This window comes from Bradyrhizobium sp. AZCC 1588, from assembly GCF_036924735.1.
Classification (GTDB): domain Bacteria; phylum Pseudomonadota; class Alphaproteobacteria; order Rhizobiales; family Xanthobacteraceae; genus Bradyrhizobium.
Window position 1 is genome coordinate 4,706,457 of sequence record NZ_JAZHSC010000001.1, and the last position, 22,824, is coordinate 4,729,280.

Sequence of the window (22,824 nt, forward strand, 5' to 3'; positions counted from 1 at the left end):
CAGAGAATCTCGAGATTCCGGGTCTGCTCCTTCGGAGCATCCCGGAATGACCGATAGCCGAATGACGGATAGGTAAAGGCTGATGCGAACGACCATTCTCTTTGGCGGCACCAATAAAGAGCGGCTGGTTTCGGTGGCGACCGCGCAGGCGCTGCACCGCGCGTTGCCGGAAGCCGATCTCTGGTTCTGGCATGTGGCGGATACCGTCCACGAGGTCAGTTCGAAGGCGCTGCTCGAGCATTCGCGTCCCTTTGAGGATGAATTCATGCCGGGCAACCGCGGCATCGCGCTGGAAGCGGCGCTCGACAAGGCGAAGGCGGAAGACCGCGTGCTGGTGCTCGGGCTGCATGGCGGCCGTGCCGAGAACGGCGAACTGCAGGCGATGTGCGAAATGCGCGGCATTCCCTTCACCGGGTCCGGCTCGGCGTCGTCGAACCTCGCTTTTGACAAGGTCGCAGCGAAACGGTTTGCGGCAATTGCCGGTGTTGCGGCTCCGGCCGGCGTCGCCCTGGAAAACCTTGACGCAGCGTTTGCCGAATATGGCAGGCTGATCGCAAAGCCGGCGCGAGACGGTTCGAGCTACGGCCTGATCTTCGTCAACGCCAAGCAGGACCTGGTCGCGGTGCGCAACGCCGCTAGAATCGAAGAATATGTGATCGAGCCCTTCATCGCCGGCGTCGAAGCAACCTGCGGCGTGCTGGAGCAATCGGATGGCACGTTGATGTCGCTGCCGCCGATCGAGATTGTCCCGGGGGAGGGCACCTTCGACTACACGGCCAAATATCTGCTCAAATCGACTCAGGAGATCTGCCCCGGGCGCTTTCCTCCTGACATCACGGCGCAACTGCAGGATCAGGCGCTGCGGGCGCACAAAGCGCTCTCCTGCGGCGGCTATTCCCGGACCGACTTCATCGTCTCGGCGAACGGGCCGGTTTACCTCGAAACCAATACCTTGCCGGGGCTGACTGCGGCCTCACTCTACCCGAAGGCGCTCAAGGCCCAGGGGATCGAGTTTCCGGATTTCCTGCGTGATCAGATCGCCTTGGCCGAACGCCGCAGCCGGGAACGGGCGTGACCGGTCCGGCCGCCCGTTAACAGGCCGTTAACCCGGAACTAACCTCGCCACGAGAATTGTTGCTAAAATCCTAAGAATTGTCCGGCAAACCACTCAAAAGACGGGCCAAAGCGCATCACCAGCCCCCCGTTTTTACACTTTGTTTACCAGGAAGAACGAAGGTTAACGCTGGCGGCGCATGTGGCGCTTGGCTGCCGGGGTGCGCTGTTCCGACTTCAGGTCAGCACTTAAGTCCGGCAACGCCGAGACGTCATCTGGGCCAGGACCCGCAAAAAGCTTGCGGGAACAACACTTGGACAGGCTCGTGCAATGGATGGTGCAGGACGCCTCACGCGGTCGCTGAGATCGGTGGGGCCCCAGGCTGACCTGAAAGCAGCCGCTATTGGAGCGGTCGTGCTGCTGCGCGAGCGGCTGGGCCGTCGTGCCCGCGTCCCGGCGAAGCCTATGATCGATCGCGAACCGCCGAATCGCCTGGTCCTTCTGATCGAACGCTATCTGCCGAACCGTACCGGCATTGCCTTGACCGTTCTGATACTGCTCGGCAGCGCCGGCCTCGGCATCGTCAAGGGCGGTCATGTTGACGAATTCATGGTTGCGCTCAGCGATACCCGCAACGCGCTGGCCAATTCAGCCGGTTTCCGCATCACCGAGGTTGCCATCAACGGCCGCAAGCAGTTGAGCCAGGACGAGGTGCTCGCGATCGGCGGCGTCAATGGCCGCTCCTCGCTGCTGTTCCTCGATGCCGCCACCCTGCGCGACAAGCTCAAGGCGAATCCGTGGATATCAGACGCGACCATCCTCAAGCTTTATCCCGGCCGGCTGCAGATCGACCTCGTCGAGCGCACCGCGTTTGCGCTGTGGCAGCAGGACGGACGGCTGTCCGTGATCTCCGAGGATGGCGCGGTGCTGGAGCCCTATGTGTCGCGCCGCTTCGTGACGCTGCCGTTGGTGGTGGGCAGGGGTGCCGATGTCAGGGCCCGTGATTTCCTCGCGCTGCTCGACCGCTATCCGCAGGTCCGCTCGGTGACCAAGGCTGCAATCCTGGTCGGCGAACGGCGCTGGAATTTGCGGCTGAAGGACGGCCTCGACATTCGCCTGCCGGAGAACGACGTCGGCAACGCGCTTGCCATGCTGAGCAAGCTCGACAAGGAGGACAGGCTGTTCTCGCGCGACATCGTCGCCGTCGACATGCGCCTGCCGGATCGGCTGACGGTGCAATTGTCGGAAGACGCGGCCAAGGCCCGCGAAGAACTGTTCAAGGACAAGAAGACCAAGAAGAAGGCCGGTGATTCAGCATGACCGGCCTCGATCGCAACCAGACCCCGAAGACACGTCCCGTCGACCACAAGCGCACGGCGCTGGTGGCTTCACTCGATGTCGGCACCAGCAAGATCGCCTGCATGATCGCGCGGCTGAAGCCGTCGCCGCCGAGCGACGCGCTGCGCGGCCGTACCCATGCGGTGGAACTGATCGGCTATAGCCAGATCCAGTCGCGCGGCGTCAAGGCGGGCGCCGTGGTCGATCTCGCCGAATGCGAGCAGGCGGTGCGGCAGGCGGTGGCGCTGGCCGAGCGCATGGCCAAGGTCCGCGTTGAATCAATATTGCTGTCGGTTTCCGGCGGCCGGCTGCAGGGGCAGCTTGTCGAGGCGGCCGCCGATATCAGAGGCGGCGCGGTTACCGCTGATGACGTCACCCGGGTGACCTCCACCGGCATGCGCCACGCCACCGGCGAGGGCCGCACGGTGCTGCACGCGCTCCCGGTCGGCTACGCGCTGGACGGCGTCAAGGGCATCCGCGATCCCCGCGGCATGGTTGCGCGGCAGTTCGGCGTCGACATGCAAGTCGTGACGGCGGATGCCACCGTCGCCCGCAACCTGATGCTGGTGGTCGAGCGCTGCCACCTCAATGTCGAGGCCATGGCGGCGAGTCCTTATGTCGCAGGCCTGTCCGTGTTGACCGACGACGAGGCCGATCTCGGCGCCGCCGTGGTCGAAATGGGGGCCGGATCGACTACGATTGCGACCTATTCCGGCGGCCGCTTCGTGCACGCGAGCGGATTTGCGCTCGGCGGCCAGCACGTGACGATGGATCTTGCACGCGGCGTCGGCGCATGCATTGCGGATGCCGAGCGAATCAAGACGTTATATGGCACCGTGCTGACCGGCGGGTCCGACGCGCGCGAGCTGATGTCTGTACCGACTGCGGGCGAGGAACACGATGCGCCGCAGATCGTATCGCGCGCCACGATTGCCAACATCGTCCGGCATCGCGCCGAGGAGATTTTTGAAATGGTCCGGGACCGGCTCGCGGATTCCCCCTTTGCGGCAGAGCCGAGGGCGCGGGTTGTGTTGAGCGGCGGGGCTTCCCAGCTCACCGGCACCGTCGAACTCGCCACGCGCATTCTCAACCGGCCGGTCCGGATCGGCCGTCCGCTCGGTTTCGGCCGGCTGCCCAACGAGGCCAAGAGCGCTTCGTTCGCGGTTCCCACCGGCCTCCTGGTCTATCCGCAATACGCTCATCTTGAACACGTCGAACCGCGGCATACGCGGCAGCTCAAGACAGGGACAGACGGCTATTTTGGCAAGGTCGGACGATGGCTTCGGGAGGGCTTCTGATGACCGGTCCTGTGACCAAACGATTTTCACCAAATCCCGCGGCCGCCGGCCGGGGTGAACCAACGCGCGCGTCGTAAGAGAGGCAACCATGGCACTCAATCTGACCCCCCCTGACATCAGCGAGCTGAAACCGCGGATTACCGTCTTCGGCGTCGGTGGAGCTGGCGGCAACGCCGTCAACAACATGATCACTGCCGGGTTGCAGGGGGTCGATTTCGTCGTCGCCAACACCGACGCGCAGGCGCTGACCATGTCGAAGGCCCAGCGCATCGTGCAGATGGGCACCCAGGTGACGCAGGGCCTCGGCGCGGGGTCCCAGCCTGATGTCGGCGCGGCGGCGGCGCAGGAAGTGATCGACGAGCTGCGCGACCATCTCTCGGGCGCCAACATGGTGTTCGTCACCGCCGGCATGGGCGGCGGCACTGGCACCGGCGCCGCTCCGGTGATTGCCAAGACCGCGCGCGACATGGGCATCCTCACCGTCGGCGTCGTCACAAAGCCGTTCCATTTCGAAGGCCAGCGCCGCATGCGCACCGCCGAGTCCGGCATCGCCGAGTTGCACAAGGTGGTCGATACGCTCTTGATCATTCCGAACCAGAACCTGTTCCGGGTCGCCAACGAAAAGACCACCTTCGCCGACGCCTTCGCGATGGCCGACCAGGTGCTCTATTCGGGCGTCGCCTGCATCACCGATCTCATGGTGAAGGAAGGCCTGATCAATCTCGACTTCGCCGACGTCCGCGCCGTGATGCGCGAGATGGGCAAGGCAATGATGGGCACCGGCGAGGCGACCGGCGAGAAGCGCGCGCTGACCGCGGCCGAAGCCGCGATCGCCAACCCGCTGATCGATGACTCTTCGATGAAGGGGGCGCGCGGCCTGTTGATCTCGATCACCGGCGGCAAGGACCTTACTTTGTTCGAAGTCGACGAAGCTGCGACGCGGATTCGCGAGGAAGTCGATCAGGACGCCAACATCATCGTCGGCGCCACCTTCGACGAATCGCTCGACGGCATCATCCGCGTCTCTGTCGTCGCGACCGGCATCGACCAGTCGCAGATTGCACGCAACGCGGGCGCCGGCGCCGCTGCCACCACCACCGCAACCACCGCCGCTGCCACGCCGTCTTCGCCGGACAACCGGCTGGCCGAACTGACCGCTCGCCTGCGCGCCGACAATGCGCGCCTGGCCGAACGCGCCCAGAAGCTCGAGCCTGCGGCTGGGCCGCAGGCGGTTGCTCCGGCTCCGGCACCTGCCGCAACGCCGGCGCAGCGCGGCAACGTCGAGCGCGCAGCGCTTGCCGCGATTGCCGCGGCGGTTGAGACGCCGCAACAGGCCCCGATCCAGCCAGCCTCCTATGGCGACGTCACGGTTCGCCCGATCGCGCAAAAGCCGACGCTGTTCCCGGATCACAAGGAGGCCGCCCGCGTCGAGCCGGAGGCGCCAGCGCCCGAAACCTTCATCCCGCAGGCGGCCGAACGTCCGCCCGCCCGCACGCCGCGGATGCCGAAGTTCGAGGATCTCCCGATGCCCGCCCAGGCCGAGATCCGGCACGCCCGCGGCGAGCCTGAGGAGGAGCACCCGCAGAAGACGCGGCTGTCGCTGCTGCAGCGGCTCGCCAATGTCGGCCTCGGCCGCCGCGACGAAGAGACCGAGCCGCCGATCGCGGCGCGTGCCTCCGGCCCGTCGATGGCGCCACTGCCGCCACTCCCCGAACGCAAGCCGCAGCGCACCGTGGCCCAGCAAATGGCGAATCACGAGCCGGTATCGGAGTACGCAAAGCGCTCGGCGCCGCAGGGTTTGGACGCTCATGGTCGCCCGGCACCTGTTGCACCGGCGCCACAGGGCGACGACCATCTTGATATCCCGGCCTTCCTCCGACGGCAGGCCAACTGAGCTTTTGTTACAATCGAGGTGATCCAAGGGGCCCCGGCTGGAACAGTCGGGGCCCTTCTCTTTGGCCTGGTGCCGAGGTTCAGCGAGTTAGCCAACCAACTGATTTTAAATCATTAATTGTTCATTTCGTGATCCGATATCGAAGCTCGAACCGCGTCTGGCCGTGTCGGAGTTTGGTTAACCCTTGGCGCGAATGCGGCAGAGATAGGGTAACAATCCGTAAAGAAGCGTGAGTTGTGCGCCTTAGGGCAATGACTATGGTTTGCCGTGACTTGGGGATGCCTAGAACGCGAATCGGCGCTAGCGCGCGGTTCCCGTCTTTAGGTTAAGTCGGGTAGTGGGCAGTTATCGATGAAATTCAGCCGCCAAACCACGCTTCGGTCGCAAGCCACCGTAACGGGCGTTGGCGTTCATTCCGGATTACCTGTCAGCCTGACGCTTGGACCTGCTCCTATGGATGCGGGTTTTGTTTTTGTCCGTACCGGCCTGGATGAGGCCGACCGCGAGGTTCCCGCAGTAGCGGCCTCCGTAACCGCCACCGATCTTGCTACCGTTCTTGGCGACCGCGAAGGCCCGCTGGTTTCCACCGCCGAGCATGTCCTTGCTGCCCTGCGCGGCATGGGTGTCGACAACGCCATCATCGAAGTCGACGGCCCCGAAGTTCCGATCATGGACGGCAGCGCGGCGGCTTTCGTTGCCGCTATCGACCAAGCCGGCATCGTCACCCAGTCGGCCTCCCGCCGCTTCATTCAGGTGCTGAAGCCGGTGCAGGTCGCGATCGGCGACAGTTTTGGCGAGTTGCGGCCGCATGGTAACGGGTTCCGCGTCGAGGTCGAGATCGACTTCGACAACGCCATGATCGGCTGCCAGAAATATTCCATCGATCTCAGCCCCGAAAGCTTCCGCCGCGAGATTTCCCGCGCCCGGACCTTTGGCTTCATGAACAACGTCGCGCGGCTCTGGAGCGCCGGTTATGCGCGTGGCGCCTCGTTTGAGAATACGGTGGTGTTCGACGAAGCCCGCCTGCTCAACACCGAAGGGCTGCGCTTCAGCGATGAGTGCGCCCGCCACAAGGCGCTGGATGCGGTCGGTGATTTGACCCTGGCTGGTCTGCCGCTGCTCGGCGCCTACCGTTCGGTACGTGGCGGTCACAAGCTGAACCACGCCGTGCTGACCGCCCTGTTGGCCGATCGCAGCGCCTGGCGGGTGGTCGAGGCCGAACCGGCACGCCGTCCCCGCGCCTATGTCGAGGCCGGCGCAGGCATGGTGGGCGGCATGATCGCCCCGGCCTATGGTCCCGACGTTTCCTGACTTTCGTCTTTGCAAAAGCTCTGAATTTTGAGCTGTTTTGCGCCGCTTGGGCGCGTTTTCCGTGGTAACCACGGTGGTAACGTGGCCGTTCCGCCGCCTTAATCCGGGCGAATTGGCTGCGTATTCGGTTGGTCGAGGACCATTTTTCGGCTAGAGAAGCCCGCGGTAGCACAAGGCGCCACGGGCCTTGAAGAATTGGGCACCGAGCGATTGGGGCTCAAGAAATTTGGGGCACGGGGAATATGACGTCCATGACTGCGGTTCACGGACGGGCGGGCTCACTCATCAGTCGCATCACGGGGCGTCAGGTCACAAATTCCATGTCGGCACAGCGTATGACGCTCGAACCAGGCAAATCACCCGGGCGCTCCAGCCTCGCTCGCGCCGCGCGGTCGTTGCGGTTGGCGGCTGGCCTGATTGCGCTCGCCATTCCCTTGAGCGGCTGCGGTACCGGCGCGCTGTGGGACAAGTTCACCGCCAAGGACGATACCTTCAACGAGGAGCCGGCGGACAAGCTCTACAATGAGGGCTTGTACCTGATGAACCAGCGCAAGGATCTGAAGGCGGCATCGAAGAAATTCGAGGAGGTCGATCGCCAGCATCCGTATTCCGACTGGGCACGCAAATCGCTCCTGATGTCGGCCTACTCCTTTTACAATGCCGGCGATTACGATAGCTGCATCGGCGCAGCGACCCGCTACGTCACGCTGCATCCCGGCAGCGCCGATGCGGCCTACGCGCAATATCTGATCGCGGCCTCGCATTACGACCAGATCCCGGACATCTCTCGCGACCAGGGCCGCACCGAAAAGGCGATCGCGGCGCTGGAAGAGGTGATTCGCAAATATCCGACCTCGGAATACGCCAACTCCGCCAAGGCCAAGCTCGAGGGCGCGCGCGACCAGCTCGCCGGCAAGGAAATGGACGTCGGCCGCTATTACATGGAGCGGCGCGACTACACCGCCGCCATCAACCGCTTCAAGACCGTGGTCACCCGCTACCAGACCACGCGGCATGTCGAGGAAGCGCTGGCGCGGCTCACCGAGGCCTATATGGCGATCGGCATCGTCGGCGAGGCGCAGACGGCGGCAGCCGTACTTGGGCACAATTTTCCTGACAGCCGCTGGTACAAGGACGCCTATAATCTTGTAAAGTCGGGCGGTCTCGAGCCGAGCGAGAACAAGGGGTCCTACATCTCCAGGGCCTTCAAGAAGTTGGGTCTCGGGTAGTGGAGCGGATTTGACATTCGCTCGATACTTGCCGCGACTTCGTGAAGCGAATGTCAAATCCATAAAGCTCCACTACCAGCTTGATATTTGCTAGTGGTCCTTTTGATTCTAACATTCGCAAGAGTGGCTCCCCGGCGGGGAGCGAATGTTAGAACCGGACCACTAGGAATTGACTTCGCATGCTGGCGCGTCTGTCGATCCGTGACATCGTCCTGATCGAACGGCTCGATATCGAATTCTCCCGTGGCCTCGCGGTGCTGACCGGCGAAACCGGCGCGGGCAAATCCATCCTGCTCGATGCCTTCGCGCTGGCGCTCGGCGGCCGCGGTGATGCGGGCCTGGTTCGCCATGGCGCGGAGCAGGGCCAGGTGACCGCCACCTTCGACGTTCCCAAGGGCCATCCCGCGACAAAGATCCTTTCCGAGAACGGCCTCGACGACACCGGCGAAATGATTCTTCGCCGCGTGCAGCTCGCCGACGGCCGCACCCGCGCCTTCATCAACGACCAGTCGATCAGCGTGCAGACCCTGAAAGCGTTCGGCGCGGCGTTGGTCGAAATTCACGGCCAGCATGACGAGCGCGCGCTGGTCGACGCCTCGACGCACCGGCAGTTGCTCGACGCGTTTGCCGGGCTGGAGAAAGAGGTCGCCGCGCTGGAGACGCTGTGGGAGGCGCGGCGCACCGCCAACCAGGCACTCGATGAGCATCGCGCCAGCATGGAACGTGCCGCGCGCGAGGCGGATTATTTGCGCCACGCCGCCGACGAGCTCAAGGCGCTGAAGCCGAAGGACGGCGAGGAGACCGCGCTCGCCGAACGCCGCACCACCATGATGCAGGGCGAGAAGATCGCCAGCGACCTGCGCGAGGCGCAGGAGGCGGTCGGCGGCCACAACTCGCCGGTGCCGGCGCTGGCGGCGGCCGTGCGCCGCCTCGAGCGCCGCGCCGCCAATTCGCCTGCGCTGGTTGAGCCGGCGGTGAAGGCGATCGACATTGCGATCAACGCGCTGGAAGAGGCCGACCAGCATCTCAGCGCCGCGCTGGTTGCGGCCGATTTCGATCCGGCCGAGCTGGAGCGGATCGAGGAGCGGCTGTTTGCGCTGCGCGCCGCCTCGCGCAAATATTCGACGCCGGTCGATGGGCTGGCGGCACTGGCGGCCAAATTCGTCTCCGACGTCGCGCTGATCGACGCCGGCGCGGATCGGCTGAAGAAGCTGGAAGCGGCGGCTGCCGAGGCCGACCAGCGCTACGGCGCCGCGGCGGCGAGGCTGTCTGCAGCCCGCAGCAAGTCCGCCGAAAAACTCGACAAGGCAGTGAACGCCGAACTCGCGCCGCTGAAACTCGAGCGCGCGAAATTCATGACGCAGGTCGACACCGATGCGAAATTACCAGGGCCGCAGGGCATCGACCGCGTCGAGTTCTGGGTTCAGACCAATCCGGGGACAAAGCCGGGACCGTTGATGAAGGTCGCCTCCGGCGGCGAGCTGTCGCGGTTCTTGCTGGCGCTCAAGGTGGTGCTGTCCGATCGCGGTTCGGCGCCCACGCTGGTGTTCGACGAAATCGATACCGGCGTCGGTGGCGCGGTGGCGGATGCGATCGGCGCGCGGTTGTCGCGGCTCGCCGGCCAGGTCCAGGTGATGGCGGTGACGCACGCCCCGCAGGTCGCGGCACGCGCCAACCAACATCTGCTGATTTCCAAGGACGCGCTCGACAAAGGCAAGCGCGTCGCCACCCGCGTCAACGCGCTTGCCGCCGACCACCGCCGCGAGGAAATCGCCCGCATGCTGGCCGGGGCGGAGATCACCGCCGAGGCGCGGGCGGCGGCGGAACGGCTGTTAAGGGCGGCGACGGCGTGATTTGCTCGTGTCCCGGACGCGGTGCAGCGTGAAACGCTGCGCCGCAGAGCCGGGACCCACCGTGCGGATGGACCCCGGATCAGCAGCGCGCCGCTTTCGCGCTGCGCAGCATCCGGGGAACGATATCCGCCACCGCCTTTTCTCCGAGCGACGTTCGTCGTATTCAACCTACATGGCCAAGACAGCGAAAACAAAAACTCTTACCGACGTCGAAAAGCTCACCAAGGCGCAGGCCAAGGTCGAGCACATGCGGCTGGCGCTGGAGCTTGAAGGGCACGACAAGCGCTATTATCAGGAAGATGCGCCCAGCATCAGCGATGCCGAATATGACGCCCTGCGCCAGCGCCTCAATGCGATCGAGAAGCGGTTTCCCGAACTCGTTACAGCGGAATCGCCGTCGCAAAAGATCGGCGCAACGCCATCGGGCCGCTTCAGGAAAGTCCGCCATGCGGTGCCGATGCTGTCGCTCGACAACGCCTTCGCCGAGCAGGACGTGCTCGACTTCATCGGCCGCATCGAGCGCTTCCTCAAGCTCAGCGACGACAAGATCAACTTTTCCGCCGAGCCGAAGATCGACGGGCTGTCGATGTCGCTGCGCTATGAGGGTGGCGAACTCGTTACCGCCGCCACCCGCGGCGATGGCGCGGAAGGCGAGGACGTCACCGCAAATATCCGCACGCTCGAAGACGTGCCGCAGAAGCTGAAAGGCCGCAACGTTCCTGATATCTGCGAGGTGCGCGGCGAGGTCTACATGACCAAGAAGGCGTTCCTCGCGCTGAACGAGCGGCAGAAGGCCGCGGGCGATACCATCTTTGCAAATCCGCGAAATTCAGCGGCAGGCTCGCTGCGTCAGAAGGACCCCTCCATCACCGCTTCGCGCCCGCTCGGCTTCTTCGCCTATTCCTGGGGCCAGATGAGCGCGATGCCCGAAAAGACTCAAACCGGCATGATTCACTGGTTCGAGCGCTGCGGCTTCAAGACCAATCCGCTGACAAAACTCTGTCACTCTGTCGAGCACTTGATCGCGTTCCATCACGAGATCGAGGAGCAGCGCGGCGAGCTCGACTACGACATCGACGGCGTCGTCTACAAGATCGACCGTATCGATTGGCAGGAGCGGCTCGGCTTCGTCTCGCGCACGCCGCGCTGGGCCGTTGCGCACAAATTCCCGGCCGAGCGGGCCATGACGGTGCTGCGCGATATCGAAATCCAGGTCGGGCGCACCGGTTCGTTCACGCCGGTCGGCAAGCTGGAGCCGGTCGGTGTCGGCGGCGTGATCGTACAGAACGTCACGCTGCACAATGAGGATTACATCAAGGGTATCGGCAACAAGGGCGAAGTGCTGCGCGAGGGCCGTGACATCAGGCTCGGCGACACCGTCGTGATCCAGCGCGCCGGCGACGTGATCCCGCAGGTTGTCGATGTCGTCATCGACAAGCGGCCGAAAGGCGCCAAGGAATTTCACTTCCCGAAGAAGTGCCCGTGCCCGCTGCATACCGACGTGGTGCGCGAGGAGACGGCGACCGGCGAGGAAGGTTCGCGCGCCCGCTGTACCGGCGAGTTCGCCTGTCCGTTCCAGAAGATCGAGCATCTGAAACTGTTCGTGTCGCGCCGGGCGTTCGATATCGACGGGCTCGGCGAGAAGCAGCTCCAGTACTTCTTCGACCGCGAATGGGTGCGGGAGCCCGCCGATATCTTCACGCTGCCGAAACGTAACGCCAGGCTGAAGCTCGAGGAGATCGAGGGCTATGGCGAAACTTCGGTGCGCAACCTGTTCGCCGCGATCGACAACCGCCGCCGCATTTCGCTGGAACGCTTCATCTATGCGCTCGGCATGCGCCATGTCGGCGAGACAACCGCGCTGGCACTGGCGCGCGGCTACGGTTCTTGGGATGCATTCCACGATGCCTGCCTCAAGGTCGCCAAGGGCGACGAGGACACCATCGCCGAGATGGATGCGCTCGACCAGATCGGCGACACCGTGATCAAGAGCGTCGCTGCCTATTTCGGCGAAAGCCATAACCGCGGCATCGTCGAGCGGCTGGTCAAGGAGCTCAACGAGATCATCGACGCCGAGAAGCCCAAGAGCAATTCGGCCGTCGCCGGCAAGACCGTGGTGTTCACCGGCTCGCTGGAGAAAATGACGCGCGACGAAGCCAAGGCCACCGCCGAGCGGCTGGGCGCCAAGGCCGCCGGTTCGGTGTCGAAGAAAACGGACTATGTTGTCGCTGGGCCGGGTGCGGGATCAAAGCTCGCGGAGGCCAAGAAGCATGGTGTGCCGGTGTTGACCGAGGACGAGTGGCTGAAGCTGATCGGGGAGTGAGGGGCGTTCTCCTCGTGGAGGAACGCACGATGGTAGGATGGGTAGAGCGAAGCGAAACCCATCATTTGCATTCCATCCAATGGGTTTCGCTTCGCTCTACCCATCCTACAAGCTGAAAAAGATCGTTCTCGGCCGAACGCACCTACGATCCGGCCTTCGAATAAGATCACGAGACTTCGGCCCTCAGTCGAACTCGAGGCGCTTGCCTTTCTCCCACGGCCGGAAGGGTGAAACGACGCGTCCCTTGCGGTCAATGCGTCCCCATTGCCCGCCCTCGTACCAGCTATGCTCGCCCTCGCCGACAATCGTGCAAGCCGTGCAGACAACAGCAACGCCATCTTCGAATGGATAGGCTCCGTCATACGTTGCCGGTATCACGAGATTGAGTTTGCGGTCGATGTAGCCAACCTTGCCGCCGACCCGCGATCGCGCGAGACCATCCTTGAAATAGTCCGGGCCGTTGTCCATTAACTCAACAGGCACCGGGGCGACGCCACGCCGAGCATAGAACCACTGGCCTTTTCGTGTGTCAGTCCCATCCATCAACAAGACGGAAGCAATCCCATCACGGTCATATCGAAGTCGAGCCAAGTAGGATCGCTTCAGGCGCGGCCGTCCGTCGGGGCCGGTTGTCGCACATTGCTTGAAGGTGCGCTCGGGCTCCCAGCAATCGAAGACCACCGGCGCGGCCGTGCCACGATCAATCGCCATCACCGGCTTGGACGAAAGTGCAAGCAAAGCGCCGAGCGTAACAATTTTGAGAAAATCAGGCATGATGCCTTCGTTTCAGCGGTCAATGCGAGCGTAGCGAAGCAATCCATTGCGGCATGAGAAAGTAATCGATCGATTTTCTTCACGCGGCGAGGTAGATTGCTTCGCGGAGCCTGTCATCGGGCGCGCGTTCGCGCGACCCGTTGGCTCGCAATGACGGGCCGGCGACTTCGCGCCCCTCACAACATTCCCGATTCTTCCTCCTCCGCCTTCTTCACCAGCTCCTCGCTGACCACGACACTTCGCCGCGGCACGATGAAGAACATCACCGAGATGCAGGCAATCGACAGTGCGAAGATGGCGGCCGTCAGCGGCAGGGTGGTCGTGGAGTGGCCGCCGAGATAGGCGCCGAATTGCGAGACCAGCGCGCCGATGCCCTGCTGCAGAAAGCCCATCGCGCCGGAGGCGGTGCCGGCCGCCTCGGGACGCGCGCTGATGGCGCCGGCCGCGGCGTTGTTCATGACGAAGGCGTTGGCGACCATCACGATCATCTGGGTGCCGAACAGCCAGAGCGGTGTCTGGTTGATCCCGGCAATGCTCAAGGCGAGGTTCAGGAGGGCGCCGCCGAATTGCACCGCGAGCCCGAACCAGATCAGCTTCTCCAGCGAATGCCGCGGCGCGAAGCGGACGCAGAACACATTGCCGATCAGATAGGCAAATCCCGTCGTCGCGAACCACGCGCCATATTCGGCCGTGGTTCGGCCCATCTGCGTCACCACGATGTAAGGTCCGCCGCCGGCGAACATGAAAATAATCTGGGAAGCCAGTACCTGGCACAGCACATAGCCGATGAAGGCGCGGTTGCGGATCAGCTTGCCGACGTCGCCGCGGAAGCTGCTGCTCTCGCTGCGTTCGCCGCGCGTCTCGGGCAGCGCCAGCGCGATCAGGACCGCGACGCCGAGCGAAGCCGCCGTGATGAAATAGAAGATGGCGCGCCAGCCGAACGCGGTCTCCAGGAGGCCGCCGACCAGCGCGCTGAGCATCTGCGCCATCATCATGACGGCAATCACGAGGCTGATCATGGAGCTGATGCGGTCGCGGCTGTAGAGGTCGCGGATGATGGCGCGGCTCACCACCATGCCGGTCGCGCCACCCAGCGCCTGCAGGAAACGCGCGGTAATCAGTTGCGGCAGTGTCTGCGCCAGCGAGCAGCCGACGCTCGCCGCCACCATCAGGGCAAGGCCTGCGAGCAGCACCGGGCGGCGTCCGAACTTGTCCGACAGCGGCCCCATGATGAGCTGCGAGCAGGCGATGCCGACCATGTAGAGCGACACCGTCATCTGCGCGACGGAGATATCACCACCGAACGTCGTCGCCAGCACGGGAAGCGCCGGCACCAGCATATAGAGCGAGATCGGCGCGACGCCGGTCATCGCCACCAGCATCAGCAGCATGATCTTGGAGGTCGCGACGGCGCTCGCCGCCGCGTCGGGCGGCTTGCCCACGACGCCGTGCATTCAGTTCAGATCCGGTTTTGCTTGGATTGGACTTTTAACCAGATGGCTCAGCACGAACAGGGACGTTTTGGCATGCGGCCATGCTGAATTGGGGAGGCGGCTACGAGGCTGGGCCGCTGGATTCTACTTTGCATGGGGTTGTTTTCGCGGTTTTTGTGTCCGGGGCCCACGCGTAGCCGGCGGGCCGGCGAATTTCGTCACGCGCAACAAATCCGCTGTCGTCACCGGCGAAGGCGGGTGACCCAGTATTCCAGAGACTTCAGTGATGAAGCGATGGGCCGCGGCGTACTGGGTCCCCCGCCTTCGCGGGGGACGACAGTTGCGGATGTGATTAAAGCGGCAGCATCGCCGCCGTCGCCTCATCCAGCCACAGCTTCGTGGCGTTGTCGTCGAGGTGCGGGCGCACCGCGCGGTTGACGCGCTCGTGGTAGTCGTTGAGCCATTTCAGTTCGGTTGCGCTCAACATGTTCACGTCGATCAGGCGGCGGTCGATCGGCGTCAGCGTCAGCGTCTCGAACGCGTTCACCGGCTTCTCGGCGCCGGGTACATCGGTGCCGATGACGAGTTCGAGGTTCTCGATCCGGATGCCGTAGGCGTCGGTCTTGTAGTAGCCAGGCTCGTTGGAGAGGATCATGCCGCGCTTCAAAGGCGTGGTGCCGAGTTTCGAGATGCGCGCCGGGCCTTCATGCACCGAGAGATAGCTGCCGACGCCGTGGCCGGTGCCGTGCTCGAAATCGAGGCCGGCCTGCCACAAAAATTGCCGGGCAAAGGAGTCGATCTGCGCGCCGGTGGTGCCGTCCGGAAACACCGCGCGTGCAATCGCGATGTGCCCACGCAGCACGCGAGTGAATCGATCGCGCATTTCGTCGGTCGGATTGCCGATTGCGATGGTGCGGGTGACGTCGGTGGTGCCGTCTTCATATTGCGCGCCGGAATCGATCAGCAGCAGATCGCCGGGCGAAATTCGCCGATTGCTCTTGCGGGTGACGCGGTAATGCACGATGGCGCCGTTCGGCCCGGTGCCGGCGATGGTCGGAAACGAAACATCCTTCAGCGCGCAGGTCTGGCGGCGGAACGTTTCCAGGGCCTCGACGGTATCGATCTCCGTCAACGCGCCCGACGGTGCCTCGCGGTCGATCCAGGCGAGGAAGCGCGCCAGCGCCACCGCGTCGCGCTGGTGCGCGGTCCGCGTGCCCTCGATCTCGGTGATGTTTTTCACCGCCTTCAACAGGCTCACCGGATCGTTGCCGCGTACCGGTTTTCCGCCGGCACCTGCGATCAGCCGGCTCAGCGCGTCCGCGGCGGTGGCGGCATCAAGGGCGATCGCGGCGCCGCTGCGCGCAAGCTCGGTCAGATCAGGCACCAGCGCGTCGGGCTCCCGCACATCGGCGGATTGTTCGAGGTGGTCGCGCGTCAGGTTGGACAGCTTGCGATGGTCGATGAAGATGGTGGGGCGGCCGTCCTTCGGCACCAGCGCGTACGACAAAGGCAGCGGCGTGTGCGAGACGTCGGCGCCGCGGATGTTGAAGGTCCAGGCCACCGCGTGGCTGTCCGACAGCACCAGCGCCTCGACGCCGAGCTTGTTGATCTCCAGCCGGATGCGCTTGAGTTTTTCGGCTTCGACCTCGCCGGAAAACTGCACGCCGTGAGTGGCGACGCGGCCGAGCGGCGGGGCCGGGCGCTCGGTCCAGATCGAATCCAGCGGGTTGGTTTCGACCGCAATCAGTTCCGCCCCCGCCTTGGTGCAGGCGGCGGCCAGACGCTCGGCTGCCGCCGAAGTGTGCAGCCACGGGTCGAAACCGAGGCGGTCGCCGGCCGCAAGGTGCTTGGTCAGCCATTGCTCCGGCGGCGGATCGGCCAGCGGCTCGATTTGCCAGGCCTTGCGGTCGACCTGCTTGGCGGCCTGCAGCGTATAACGGCCATCGACGAAAACCGCGGCATCGCGCGTCAGAACGATCGCCATGCCTGCCGAACCAGTGAAGCCGCTCAGCCAGGCCAGCCGTTCTTCGGAGGCCGGGACATATTCGTTCTGTTGCTGATCGGCGCGCGGAACCACGAATCCCGTCAGCTTCCGCCGCGCGAGTTCCTCGCGGAAGCGGGCCAGCCGTGCGGTCAGCGCCACGCCGCCTTCGGGTTCTTCGAATGTCTGAAAATGGGCTTCGAACATCGCCTGGTCACTTTAGGGTTGGGTGGAGTGGTCCGCAATGCGGCAATCTCCGCCACAATTTGGCATAATCTGTGCTTCAATATGTCGGCCCGCGATAGTCGGACGGAGCGAATTGCGGTGTAGCCGCTCAGCTCAAAGATACCGGGAGAAGCTCCAGGAGTGTTTCAACTCAACGAAGAGGGGATACACCATGCCTGCTTTCACGTTTGAGAAGATTTCACCGCCTGAACGTCGCGGCCCCGTGGCGCCCGTGGCCAACAAGAAGCAGCGTGGCGTCATCGTCCAGATCCTCGATCGGTTCGCGGAAGCGCGCGTCAAGCGGTCGTTGAAGAGAGAGAAGGGCGTCATCGCCCGCAACCGGCACAGACCAGCCGATTAGAATTTCAGTTCACCTTGCGCAGCAGGAGGCTGCTCCAGCCTTCGATGCGCAGATGCCGCACGGGAACCAGCCCACGGGCGCGATAGGCGGCGATGACGGCGGGCGCCTGATGCGTCAAAAGCCCTGAGAGAATGACCATCGCCGATGGCGCCAGATGCCGCGCCATCGGCCCTGCCAATTGCCGCAGCGGATTGGCCAGAATATTCGCCAGCACCAGATCGAACGGTGCGGCTTGGGCAAATTGCGGCGCCGAGAAGCCGGTGGCGCGGACCGCCCGCACCAGATGTCCCGATACGTTCAGCCGCGCATTGTCGCGCGCGACCTGCACCGAGGGCGGATCGATATCGCTGGCCAGTATCTTTTCGTGCAGCGCTTTCGCTGCGGCAATCGCCAGCACGCCGGTGCCGGTGCCGAGATCGAGCACGCGGCGCGGGCGCCAGGCTTTCAGGACATGATCGAGCAGCAGAAGGCAGCCGCGCGTGGTGCCGTGATGGCCGGTGCCGAAGGCCAGCGCCGCCTCGATCTCGATACCGAGCTTGTTGGGCGAGATCCTGTCGCGGTGATGCTGGCCGTGGACCACGAAGCGTCCGGCCGGCACGGGAACGAGGTCTTCGAGGCTGGCCTTGACCCAATCCTTGGCCTCGACCGTATCGAAGGCGATGCCCGCGGCGATTTCCGCGCCGGCCGCATTGGCCACGAGTTCGCGGATCAGCGGCTGATCGGGCGGCTCGCCAAAATGCACCGTGACGTCCCATCGGCCATCCGGCCGTTCGAACGCGGCGATTGCGGCCTGGCCTTCAAAAAAAACTTCGGTCAGGGCATCGACGACGCCCTTGGCTGTGTGCTCGTCGCCGACAGCAAAATGGACGCGATGTGTGGAGGCGAGGGAAGTCATTGAAGAACCTGGCGAAAGCGGTGAAGGATACGATCGGGAATGGGCGTTTCGTTCAAATTTGAGCAAATTTCATGTCGTGCTCCTCGGAAAAGCTGCATGTTTCCACCGCCTATCCACAGCCAAGCGGGGAAGTTGCCAACGCGTTATCGACGGAAGCATACCGATGTCTTCCACACCCGTTGCCGCGGGTTATCAACAAGTAATCCACAGGCTTCTCCCGCCGTTACCCACCGGCTTTACCCACATTGTCCACTGCGTTCTGCCTATCCGAACAGGGCGCGGTGATCGCCCAGGATCACCTTCGCGGCGTTGTGGCCGGGTGCGCCGGTGACGCCGCCGCCGGGATGCGCGCCCGAGCCGCAATGGTAGAGGCCCTTCAGCGGCCCGCGATAATCAGCATGGCCCAGCATTGGCCGCGCCGAGAACAATTGGTTTAGCGTCAGCGCCCCATGAAAGATGTCGCCGCCGAGCAGGCCGAACTGGCGCTCGAGATCGAGCGGCGACAGCACCTGACGGCCGATCACGCTTGTCCCAAAGCCCGGTGCGAATTTGTCGACCGTCGCGATCATGAGGTCGGCGACCTCCTCGCGGTGATCGTCCCATGACTTTCCATCCGGCAATTCCGGCGCGACGTGCTGGCAGAACAGGCTCGCGACATGCCGGCCCTCCGGTGCGAGGGAATCGTCGAGCGTCGAGGGGATCAGCATTTCCACCACCGGTTCGCGGCTCCAGCCATAGCTGCGCGCGTCCTGCCAGGCGCGATCCATGTAACCGAGGCTGGGTGCGAGAATGATGCCGGCGGTGAGATGGTCGCCGGCGCCGGGCAGGGCGGTGAAGGAAGGTAGCGCGCTCAGCGCGACATTCATACGGAACGTGCCGGATGCGTTGCGCCAGCGCGCGATGCGTCCGAGGAATTCCGGCGTCAACGCACCCGACGGCACGAGCCGCGTATACAGCAATTTCGGATTGACGCCGGACACGACGTATTTCGCGCGGATGGTCTCGCCATTGTCGAGGATGACGCCTGCGGCGCGCCCGCCCTCGACGATCACCTCGCGCACGCCGGCGTCCGTTTCGATCTCGGCGCCGTAGCCGCGGGCTGCGCGCGCCATGGCTTGCGTGATCGCGCCCATGCCGCCGATGGCGTGGCCCCATACGCCCTTCTTGCCGTTCACCTCGCCGAACGCATGGTGCAGCATCACATAGGCGGAGCCGGCGGCGTAGGGGCTGGCGTAATTGCCGACGATGGCGTCGAAGCCGAACAGCGCCTTCACCAGGTCGCTCTCGAAACGCTCGTCCAGCATTTCGCCGGCCGAGCACGTGAACAGGTCGAGCAGGCTGCGCTGCTGTTCGAGTGAGAGCTTGCGCAGGATACCGGCCGTGCCGACGGCGTTGAAGGCCTCGCGGATCGCGCCGATCCCAAAGCCCTCGACGAGGTTCGGCGGCGCGCGCAGCACGAATTGCCGCAGCACGTCGGCGATGGCTTCCAGTTCGCGCGAGAAGGCCTCGATCGTGACGGCATCGCGCTCGCTGAGTTTTGCTACCGATTGCCGGGTGCGGCCCTCGCCGGTCAGGAGATAGCTGCCGTCGGGGGCGGGCAGAAAATTCTGCGCGCGGCGCTCGACGATGCGCAGGCCGTGTTCGGCGAGCTTCAGGTCGGCGATGATCTGCGGATTGAGCAGGCTGACGGTATAGGCGGCCACCGAATTGCGGAAACCGGGATGGAATTCCTCGGTCACCGCGGCGCCGCCGACCGTCTTGCGGCGCTCGACCACTTTCACGCGCAGGCCGGCCATCGCGAGATAGGCCGCGCAGGTGAGGCCGTTATGCCCCGCACCGATGATGACGATTTCGGTTTCGCTCATGTCCGCTTCAAGAAGGTTTGATTAGTTTGAACCCGTCATTCCGGGATTGTCCGAAGGACAAGACCCGGAATCTCGAGGTTCCACAATGTGCAATTGCACATTGGGGTTCGATGCTTTGCATCGCCCCCGGAACGACATCTCATCCCGCATTGCCCGTCATGTTGCCATATGCTCTATCTGCGCTTCTGGCACAACCTGCCGGAATGCTCGCCGCCGGCTCCCGCCGGGTTCAAGCCGGAGCTTTCATGATTTCTGAACCGTCTGCCTCGCGAAACCGGCTGGTGCTGGCCGTCTATACCGCTGCGATCTTCGTCAGTGCGTTGTTGCTGTTTTCGGTGCAACCCCTGTTCACCAAGATGGTGCTGCCGCGGCTCGGGGGCTCGCCGGCGGTTTGGTCGGTGGCGATGGTGTTCTTCCAGTCGCTGCTGCTTGGCGGCTATGCCTATGCGCATTTTTTGATGCAGGCGCGCAATCGCACGATTCCCGTGGCGGTTCATCTCGCGCTGCTTGCAGTTGCGATGCTGACGATGCCGCTGTCGATCGCAAGCGGGTGGGGCGATCCGCCGAATTCAGGCTATGCGCTCTGGCTGCTCGGCTTGTTTGCGGTTTCGATCGGCCTGCCGTTCTTCGCGCTCGCGGCCAACAACCCGCTGCTGCAGGCCTGGTTCGTCCGCACCGGCCACCCCAACGGTCCCGATCCGTACTTCCTCTACGCTTCCTCGAATGTCGGCAGTTTCCTGGCGCTGTTGTCCTATCCGGTGCTGCTGGAGCCGATGTTCACCCTGCGCATGCAGAACCTGATCTGGACCGGCGGCTATGGCCTCTTGATCGTGCTGATCGCGACCTGCGGCGTGTTGTTGCTGCGCTCGCCAGTGAGGGCGGCGGAACTGAACCTGGCGCCCGACGATCGCGACGTGCCGGCGCCGTCATGGATTTTGCGCGCTCGCTGGATATTCCTCGCGGCCGTGCCGTCGGGGCTGCTGATCGCAGTGACGGCCCATATTTCCACCGACGTTGCCGCAGCGCCCTTGCTGTGGGTGCTGCCGTTGTCGCTCTATCTCCTGACCTGGGTGCTCGTCTTCCAGTCGCGCCCGCTATTGCCGCACAAATGGATGTTGCTGGCGCAGCCGCTGGCGATCGCCGGCATCGTGGTGCTGCTCGCGTTCGGCGGCGAACAGAATCTGCTGCTGACGCTCGGCGGGCACCAGTTCTGCTTTTTCGTGATTGCGATGGCTTGTCATGGCGAACTGGCGCGCACGCGCCCGGCGGCGAAATATCTCACCGGCTTCTATGTCGCGCTGTCGTTCGGCGGCATGGTCGGCGGCCTCTTTGCCGGCCTGATCGCGCCGTTCACCTTCTCATGGGTTGCGGAGTACCCAATCCTGCTGGCGCTCGCGGCGCTGTGCCGGCCGACCGGCGGCGAACGGCTGCCGCGCTGGAGCGCGTGGTACTGGCCGTTCCTTGCTGTGTTGGCGGTGGCGTTGATCGCGCCGGCCTGGTCGACCGGAAAAGTGTTCAACTGGTTCGAAGATCATCGCGTCTGGGTGATCGGCGCGGTCGGAGTGCTGGCGGCGCTCTTGGCGCTTACCCTCAATGCCAACCGCTGGAAGATCTTTGCGACGGTCGTGGTGGCGCTGGTATTGCTGCGCGCCTATCCATCCGACGACGGGCGGGTCGAGACGGTGCGAAGTTTCTTCGGCGTCCACAAGATCGTGGTGACGCCGAACGGCCAGTATCACGTGCTGATGCACGGCACGACCATCCACGGCGCCGAGAAATTCAAGAACGACGACGGCACGCCGGTCACCGGCCAGCCGGAGCCGATCACCTACTACTACAGGGACGGCGGCATCGGCCAGGCGATCACGGCGATCCGGGAACGCAAGGGCGCGCCGCTGCGCGTGGCCGTGATCGGGCTCGGCTCCGGCACGCTGGCCTGCGCCTCGGAGCCCGGCGAGGAATGGAAATTCTTCGAGATCGACCAGACGATGGTCGATACCGCGCGCGACCCAAAGTATTTTACCTATATTCAGGTCTGCGAGCCGAACATGCAGCCGGTGATCGGTGATGCGCGGCTCACCTTCGCGCGTGAGCCCGACGGCGTCTATGACCTGATCATCGTCGACGCCTATTCGTCGGATGCGATCCCGGTTCACCTGGCGACCGAAGAGGCGATGGAAATCTACAAGTCCAAGCTGGCGCCGCAGGGGGCTGTCGTGATGCACGTCTCCAACCGGCATCTGGAGCTGTCGAGCGTGGTCGTCGGCATCGCCGACGCCAACGACTTGATGAGCTGGGTCTACAGCGAAGACTCCGGGCGCGACAGCGAATACATCTTCTCGACCTCGGTCGTGGTCTCGGCGAGGGAAGAGACTGACGTCGGCAAGCTGGCATCGTCGGAACAATGGGCGCTGACAGAAGCCAGGGAAAACCAGCGGGTCTGGACCGACGATTATTCCAATGTGCTGGGCGCGGTATGGCGGCGGCTTAGAAAAGGCGAGGAATAGGCGAGTTGCAGCCGGGCAGGGTGCGCCTATGATCTGCCCTGAACCGATGGAGCGACGATGGCCAATTTCACTCCCGTATCGGCCGCGATCGGCGGCGTCCTGATCGGGCTATCCGCGGTGCTGCTGATGCTGTCGACCGGCCGGATCGCCGGGATCAGCGGCATCTTCAGCGGCCTGTTGAATCTGCGCGGCGAGGACAAGGGCTGGCGCATCGCTTTCGTCGCCGGGCTCATTCTGGCGCCTATCCTCGCTGGCCTGATCGGTTACGGAATGGCGCAACCAAAGCTGCCGTCGAGCTGGGCTGTCATTGTCGCGGCAGGCCTGCTGGTCGGATTCGGTACGCGGCTCGGCGGCGGCTGCACCTCCGGTCACGGTATCTGCGGCATAGGGCGGCTGTCGCTGCGCTCGATCGTCGCCACGATCGTCTTCATGGTGACGGCCGTTATCACCGTCGCCATCACCCATCATGCGTTGGGAGGCTGA

The 22,824-nt window shown here is 64.1% G+C and carries 16 protein-coding genes; 11 read left to right on the forward strand and 5 right to left on the reverse strand.

Annotated features, from left to right (window positions below):
• The first annotated feature begins 82 nt into the window (after nucleotides 1–82).
• The 8 genes from V1277_RS22130 (at nucleotide 83) to ligA (ending at nucleotide 12,300) form a co-directional block, all read left to right on the forward strand.
• Entirely contained in the window at nucleotides 83–1,075 is a 993-nt protein-coding gene (locus V1277_RS22130) for a D-alanine--D-alanine ligase family protein (RefSeq protein ID WP_334418100.1), read from the forward strand.
• A 309-nt stretch (nucleotides 1,076–1,384) separates the two neighbouring features.
• Nucleotides 1,385–2,374, forward strand: a complete 990-nt coding sequence (locus V1277_RS22140) for a cell division protein FtsQ/DivIB (RefSeq protein WP_334418101.1) — start codon at nucleotides 1,385–1,387, stop codon at nucleotides 2,372–2,374.
• Complete coding sequence (gene ftsA / locus V1277_RS22145) at nucleotides 2,371–3,690, forward strand: cell division protein FtsA (RefSeq protein WP_065749606.1); 1,320 nt, start codon at nucleotides 2,371–2,373, stop codon at nucleotides 3,688–3,690. The genes V1277_RS22140 and ftsA overlap by 4 nt, the downstream gene beginning before the upstream one ends.
• An 88-nt stretch (nucleotides 3,691–3,778) precedes the next feature.
• The gene (gene ftsZ, locus V1277_RS22150; RefSeq protein WP_334418102.1) at nucleotides 3,779–5,584 is read left to right on the forward strand and encodes a cell division protein FtsZ; all 1,806 of its coding nucleotides are present in this window, start codon (nucleotides 3,779–3,781) and stop codon (nucleotides 5,582–5,584) included.
• A 351-nt stretch (nucleotides 5,585–5,935) separates the two neighbouring features.
• Nucleotides 5,936–6,895, forward strand: a complete 960-nt coding sequence (lpxC, locus tag V1277_RS22155) for a UDP-3-O-acyl-N-acetylglucosamine deacetylase (protein ID WP_334418103.1) — start codon at nucleotides 5,936–5,938, stop codon at nucleotides 6,893–6,895.
• A gap of 320 nt (nucleotides 6,896–7,215) precedes the next feature.
• Nucleotides 7,216–8,124, forward strand: coding sequence for an outer membrane protein assembly factor BamD (locus V1277_RS22160; RefSeq protein ID WP_334418104.1), 909 nt, complete (start codon nucleotides 7,216–7,218; stop codon nucleotides 8,122–8,124).
• Between the two features lie 179 nt (nucleotides 8,125–8,303).
• A complete protein-coding gene (gene recN, locus V1277_RS22165) occupies nucleotides 8,304–9,977 on the forward strand; it encodes a DNA repair protein RecN (RefSeq protein WP_334418105.1) in 1,674 nt (557 codons plus the stop codon).
• A 172-nt stretch (nucleotides 9,978–10,149) separates the two neighbouring features.
• Nucleotides 10,150–12,300, forward strand: coding sequence for an NAD-dependent DNA ligase LigA (gene ligA / locus V1277_RS22170; RefSeq protein WP_334418106.1), 2,151 nt, complete (start codon nucleotides 10,150–10,152; stop codon nucleotides 12,298–12,300).
• Nucleotides 12,301–12,483: 183 nt separating this feature from the next.
• Here the strand turns inward: ligA and V1277_RS22175 are convergent, their stop codons facing one another.
• From V1277_RS22175 to V1277_RS22185, 3 genes are all read right to left on the reverse strand, one after another.
• Nucleotides 12,484–13,074 (reverse strand): WG repeat-containing protein, encoded by a 591-nt coding sequence (locus tag V1277_RS22175; RefSeq protein WP_334418107.1) that lies wholly within the window; start codon nucleotides 13,072–13,074, stop codon nucleotides 12,484–12,486.
• 176 nt (nucleotides 13,075–13,250) lie between these two features.
• Entirely contained in the window at nucleotides 13,251–14,528 is a 1,278-nt protein-coding gene (locus V1277_RS22180) for a multidrug effflux MFS transporter (RefSeq protein ID WP_334418108.1), read from the reverse strand.
• Nucleotides 14,529–14,859: 331 nt separating this feature from the next.
• Complete coding sequence (locus V1277_RS22185; RefSeq protein ID WP_334418109.1) at nucleotides 14,860–16,695, reverse strand: aminopeptidase P family protein; 1,836 nt, start codon at nucleotides 16,693–16,695, stop codon at nucleotides 14,860–14,862.
• 190 nt (nucleotides 16,696–16,885) lie between these two features.
• Between V1277_RS22185 and V1277_RS22190 the strand changes: the two genes are divergently transcribed.
• Nucleotides 16,886–17,074, forward strand: coding sequence for a hypothetical protein (locus tag V1277_RS22190; RefSeq protein ID WP_334369894.1), 189 nt, complete (start codon nucleotides 16,886–16,888; stop codon nucleotides 17,072–17,074).
• A gap of 4 nt (nucleotides 17,075–17,078) precedes the next feature.
• Here V1277_RS22190 and V1277_RS22195 read toward each other — a convergent pair whose 3' ends face one another.
• Both V1277_RS22195 and V1277_RS22200 read right to left on the reverse strand, forming a co-directional pair.
• Nucleotides 17,079–17,969: a 50S ribosomal protein L11 methyltransferase gene (locus V1277_RS22195; protein ID WP_334418110.1), complete on the reverse strand. Its 891-nt coding sequence runs from the start codon at nucleotides 17,967–17,969 to the stop codon at nucleotides 17,079–17,081.
• Between the two features lie 263 nt (nucleotides 17,970–18,232).
• The gene (locus V1277_RS22200; protein WP_334418111.1) at nucleotides 18,233–19,834 is read right to left on the reverse strand and encodes a phytoene desaturase family protein; all 1,602 of its coding nucleotides are present in this window, start codon (nucleotides 19,832–19,834) and stop codon (nucleotides 18,233–18,235) included.
• Between the two features lie 245 nt (nucleotides 19,835–20,079).
• Here V1277_RS22200 and V1277_RS22205 point away from each other — a divergent pair, with 245 nt between their 5' ends.
• Together V1277_RS22205 and V1277_RS22210 are read left to right on the forward strand one after the other, a co-directional pair.
• The gene (locus V1277_RS22205; protein WP_334418112.1) at nucleotides 20,080–22,341 is read left to right on the forward strand and encodes a fused MFS/spermidine synthase; all 2,262 of its coding nucleotides are present in this window, start codon (nucleotides 20,080–20,082) and stop codon (nucleotides 22,339–22,341) included.
• Nucleotides 22,342–22,398: 57 nt separating this feature from the next.
• Nucleotides 22,399–22,824: a YeeE/YedE family protein gene (locus V1277_RS22210; RefSeq protein ID WP_334418113.1), complete on the forward strand. Its 426-nt coding sequence runs from the start codon at nucleotides 22,399–22,401 to the stop codon at nucleotides 22,822–22,824.

Excerpts from the sequence above, each read along its gene's own strand:
- V1277_RS22130 (WP_334418100.1), top strand. The coding sequence starts at position 83 with ATGCGAACGACCATTCTCTTTGGCGGCACCAATAAAGAGCGGCTGGTT.
- V1277_RS22140 (WP_334418101.1), top strand. The coding sequence starts at position 1,385 with ATGGATGGTGCAGGACGCCTCACGCGGTCGCTGAGATCGGTGGGGCCC.
- ftsA (WP_065749606.1), top strand. The coding sequence starts at position 2,371 with ATGACCGGCCTCGATCGCAACCAGACCCCGAAGACACGTCCCGTCGAC.
- ftsZ (WP_334418102.1), top strand. The coding sequence starts at position 3,779 with ATGGCACTCAATCTGACCCCCCCTGACATCAGCGAGCTGAAACCGCGG.
- lpxC (WP_334418103.1), top strand. The coding sequence starts at position 5,936 with ATGAAATTCAGCCGCCAAACCACGCTTCGGTCGCAAGCCACCGTAACG.
- V1277_RS22160 (WP_334418104.1), top strand. The coding sequence starts at position 7,216 with ATGTCGGCACAGCGTATGACGCTCGAACCAGGCAAATCACCCGGGCGC.
- recN (WP_334418105.1), top strand. The coding sequence starts at position 8,304 with ATGCTGGCGCGTCTGTCGATCCGTGACATCGTCCTGATCGAACGGCTC.
- ligA (WP_334418106.1), top strand. The coding sequence starts at position 10,150 with ATGGCCAAGACAGCGAAAACAAAAACTCTTACCGACGTCGAAAAGCTC.
- V1277_RS22175 (WP_334418107.1), bottom strand. The coding sequence starts at position 13,074 with ATGCCTGATTTTCTCAAAATTGTTACGCTCGGCGCTTTGCTTGCACTT.
- V1277_RS22180 (WP_334418108.1), bottom strand. The coding sequence starts at position 14,528 with ATGCACGGCGTCGTGGGCAAGCCGCCCGACGCGGCGGCGAGCGCCGTC.
- V1277_RS22185 (WP_334418109.1), bottom strand. The coding sequence starts at position 16,695 with ATGTTCGAAGCCCATTTTCAGACATTCGAAGAACCCGAAGGCGGCGTG.
- V1277_RS22190 (WP_334369894.1), top strand. The coding sequence starts at position 16,886 with ATGCCTGCTTTCACGTTTGAGAAGATTTCACCGCCTGAACGTCGCGGC.
- V1277_RS22195 (WP_334418110.1), bottom strand. The coding sequence starts at position 17,969 with ATGACTTCCCTCGCCTCCACACATCGCGTCCATTTTGCTGTCGGCGAC.
- V1277_RS22200 (WP_334418111.1), bottom strand. The coding sequence starts at position 19,834 with ATGAGCGAAACCGAAATCGTCATCATCGGTGCGGGGCATAACGGCCTC.
- V1277_RS22205 (WP_334418112.1), top strand. The coding sequence starts at position 20,080 with ATGATTTCTGAACCGTCTGCCTCGCGAAACCGGCTGGTGCTGGCCGTC.
- V1277_RS22210 (WP_334418113.1), top strand. The coding sequence starts at position 22,399 with ATGGCCAATTTCACTCCCGTATCGGCCGCGATCGGCGGCGTCCTGATC.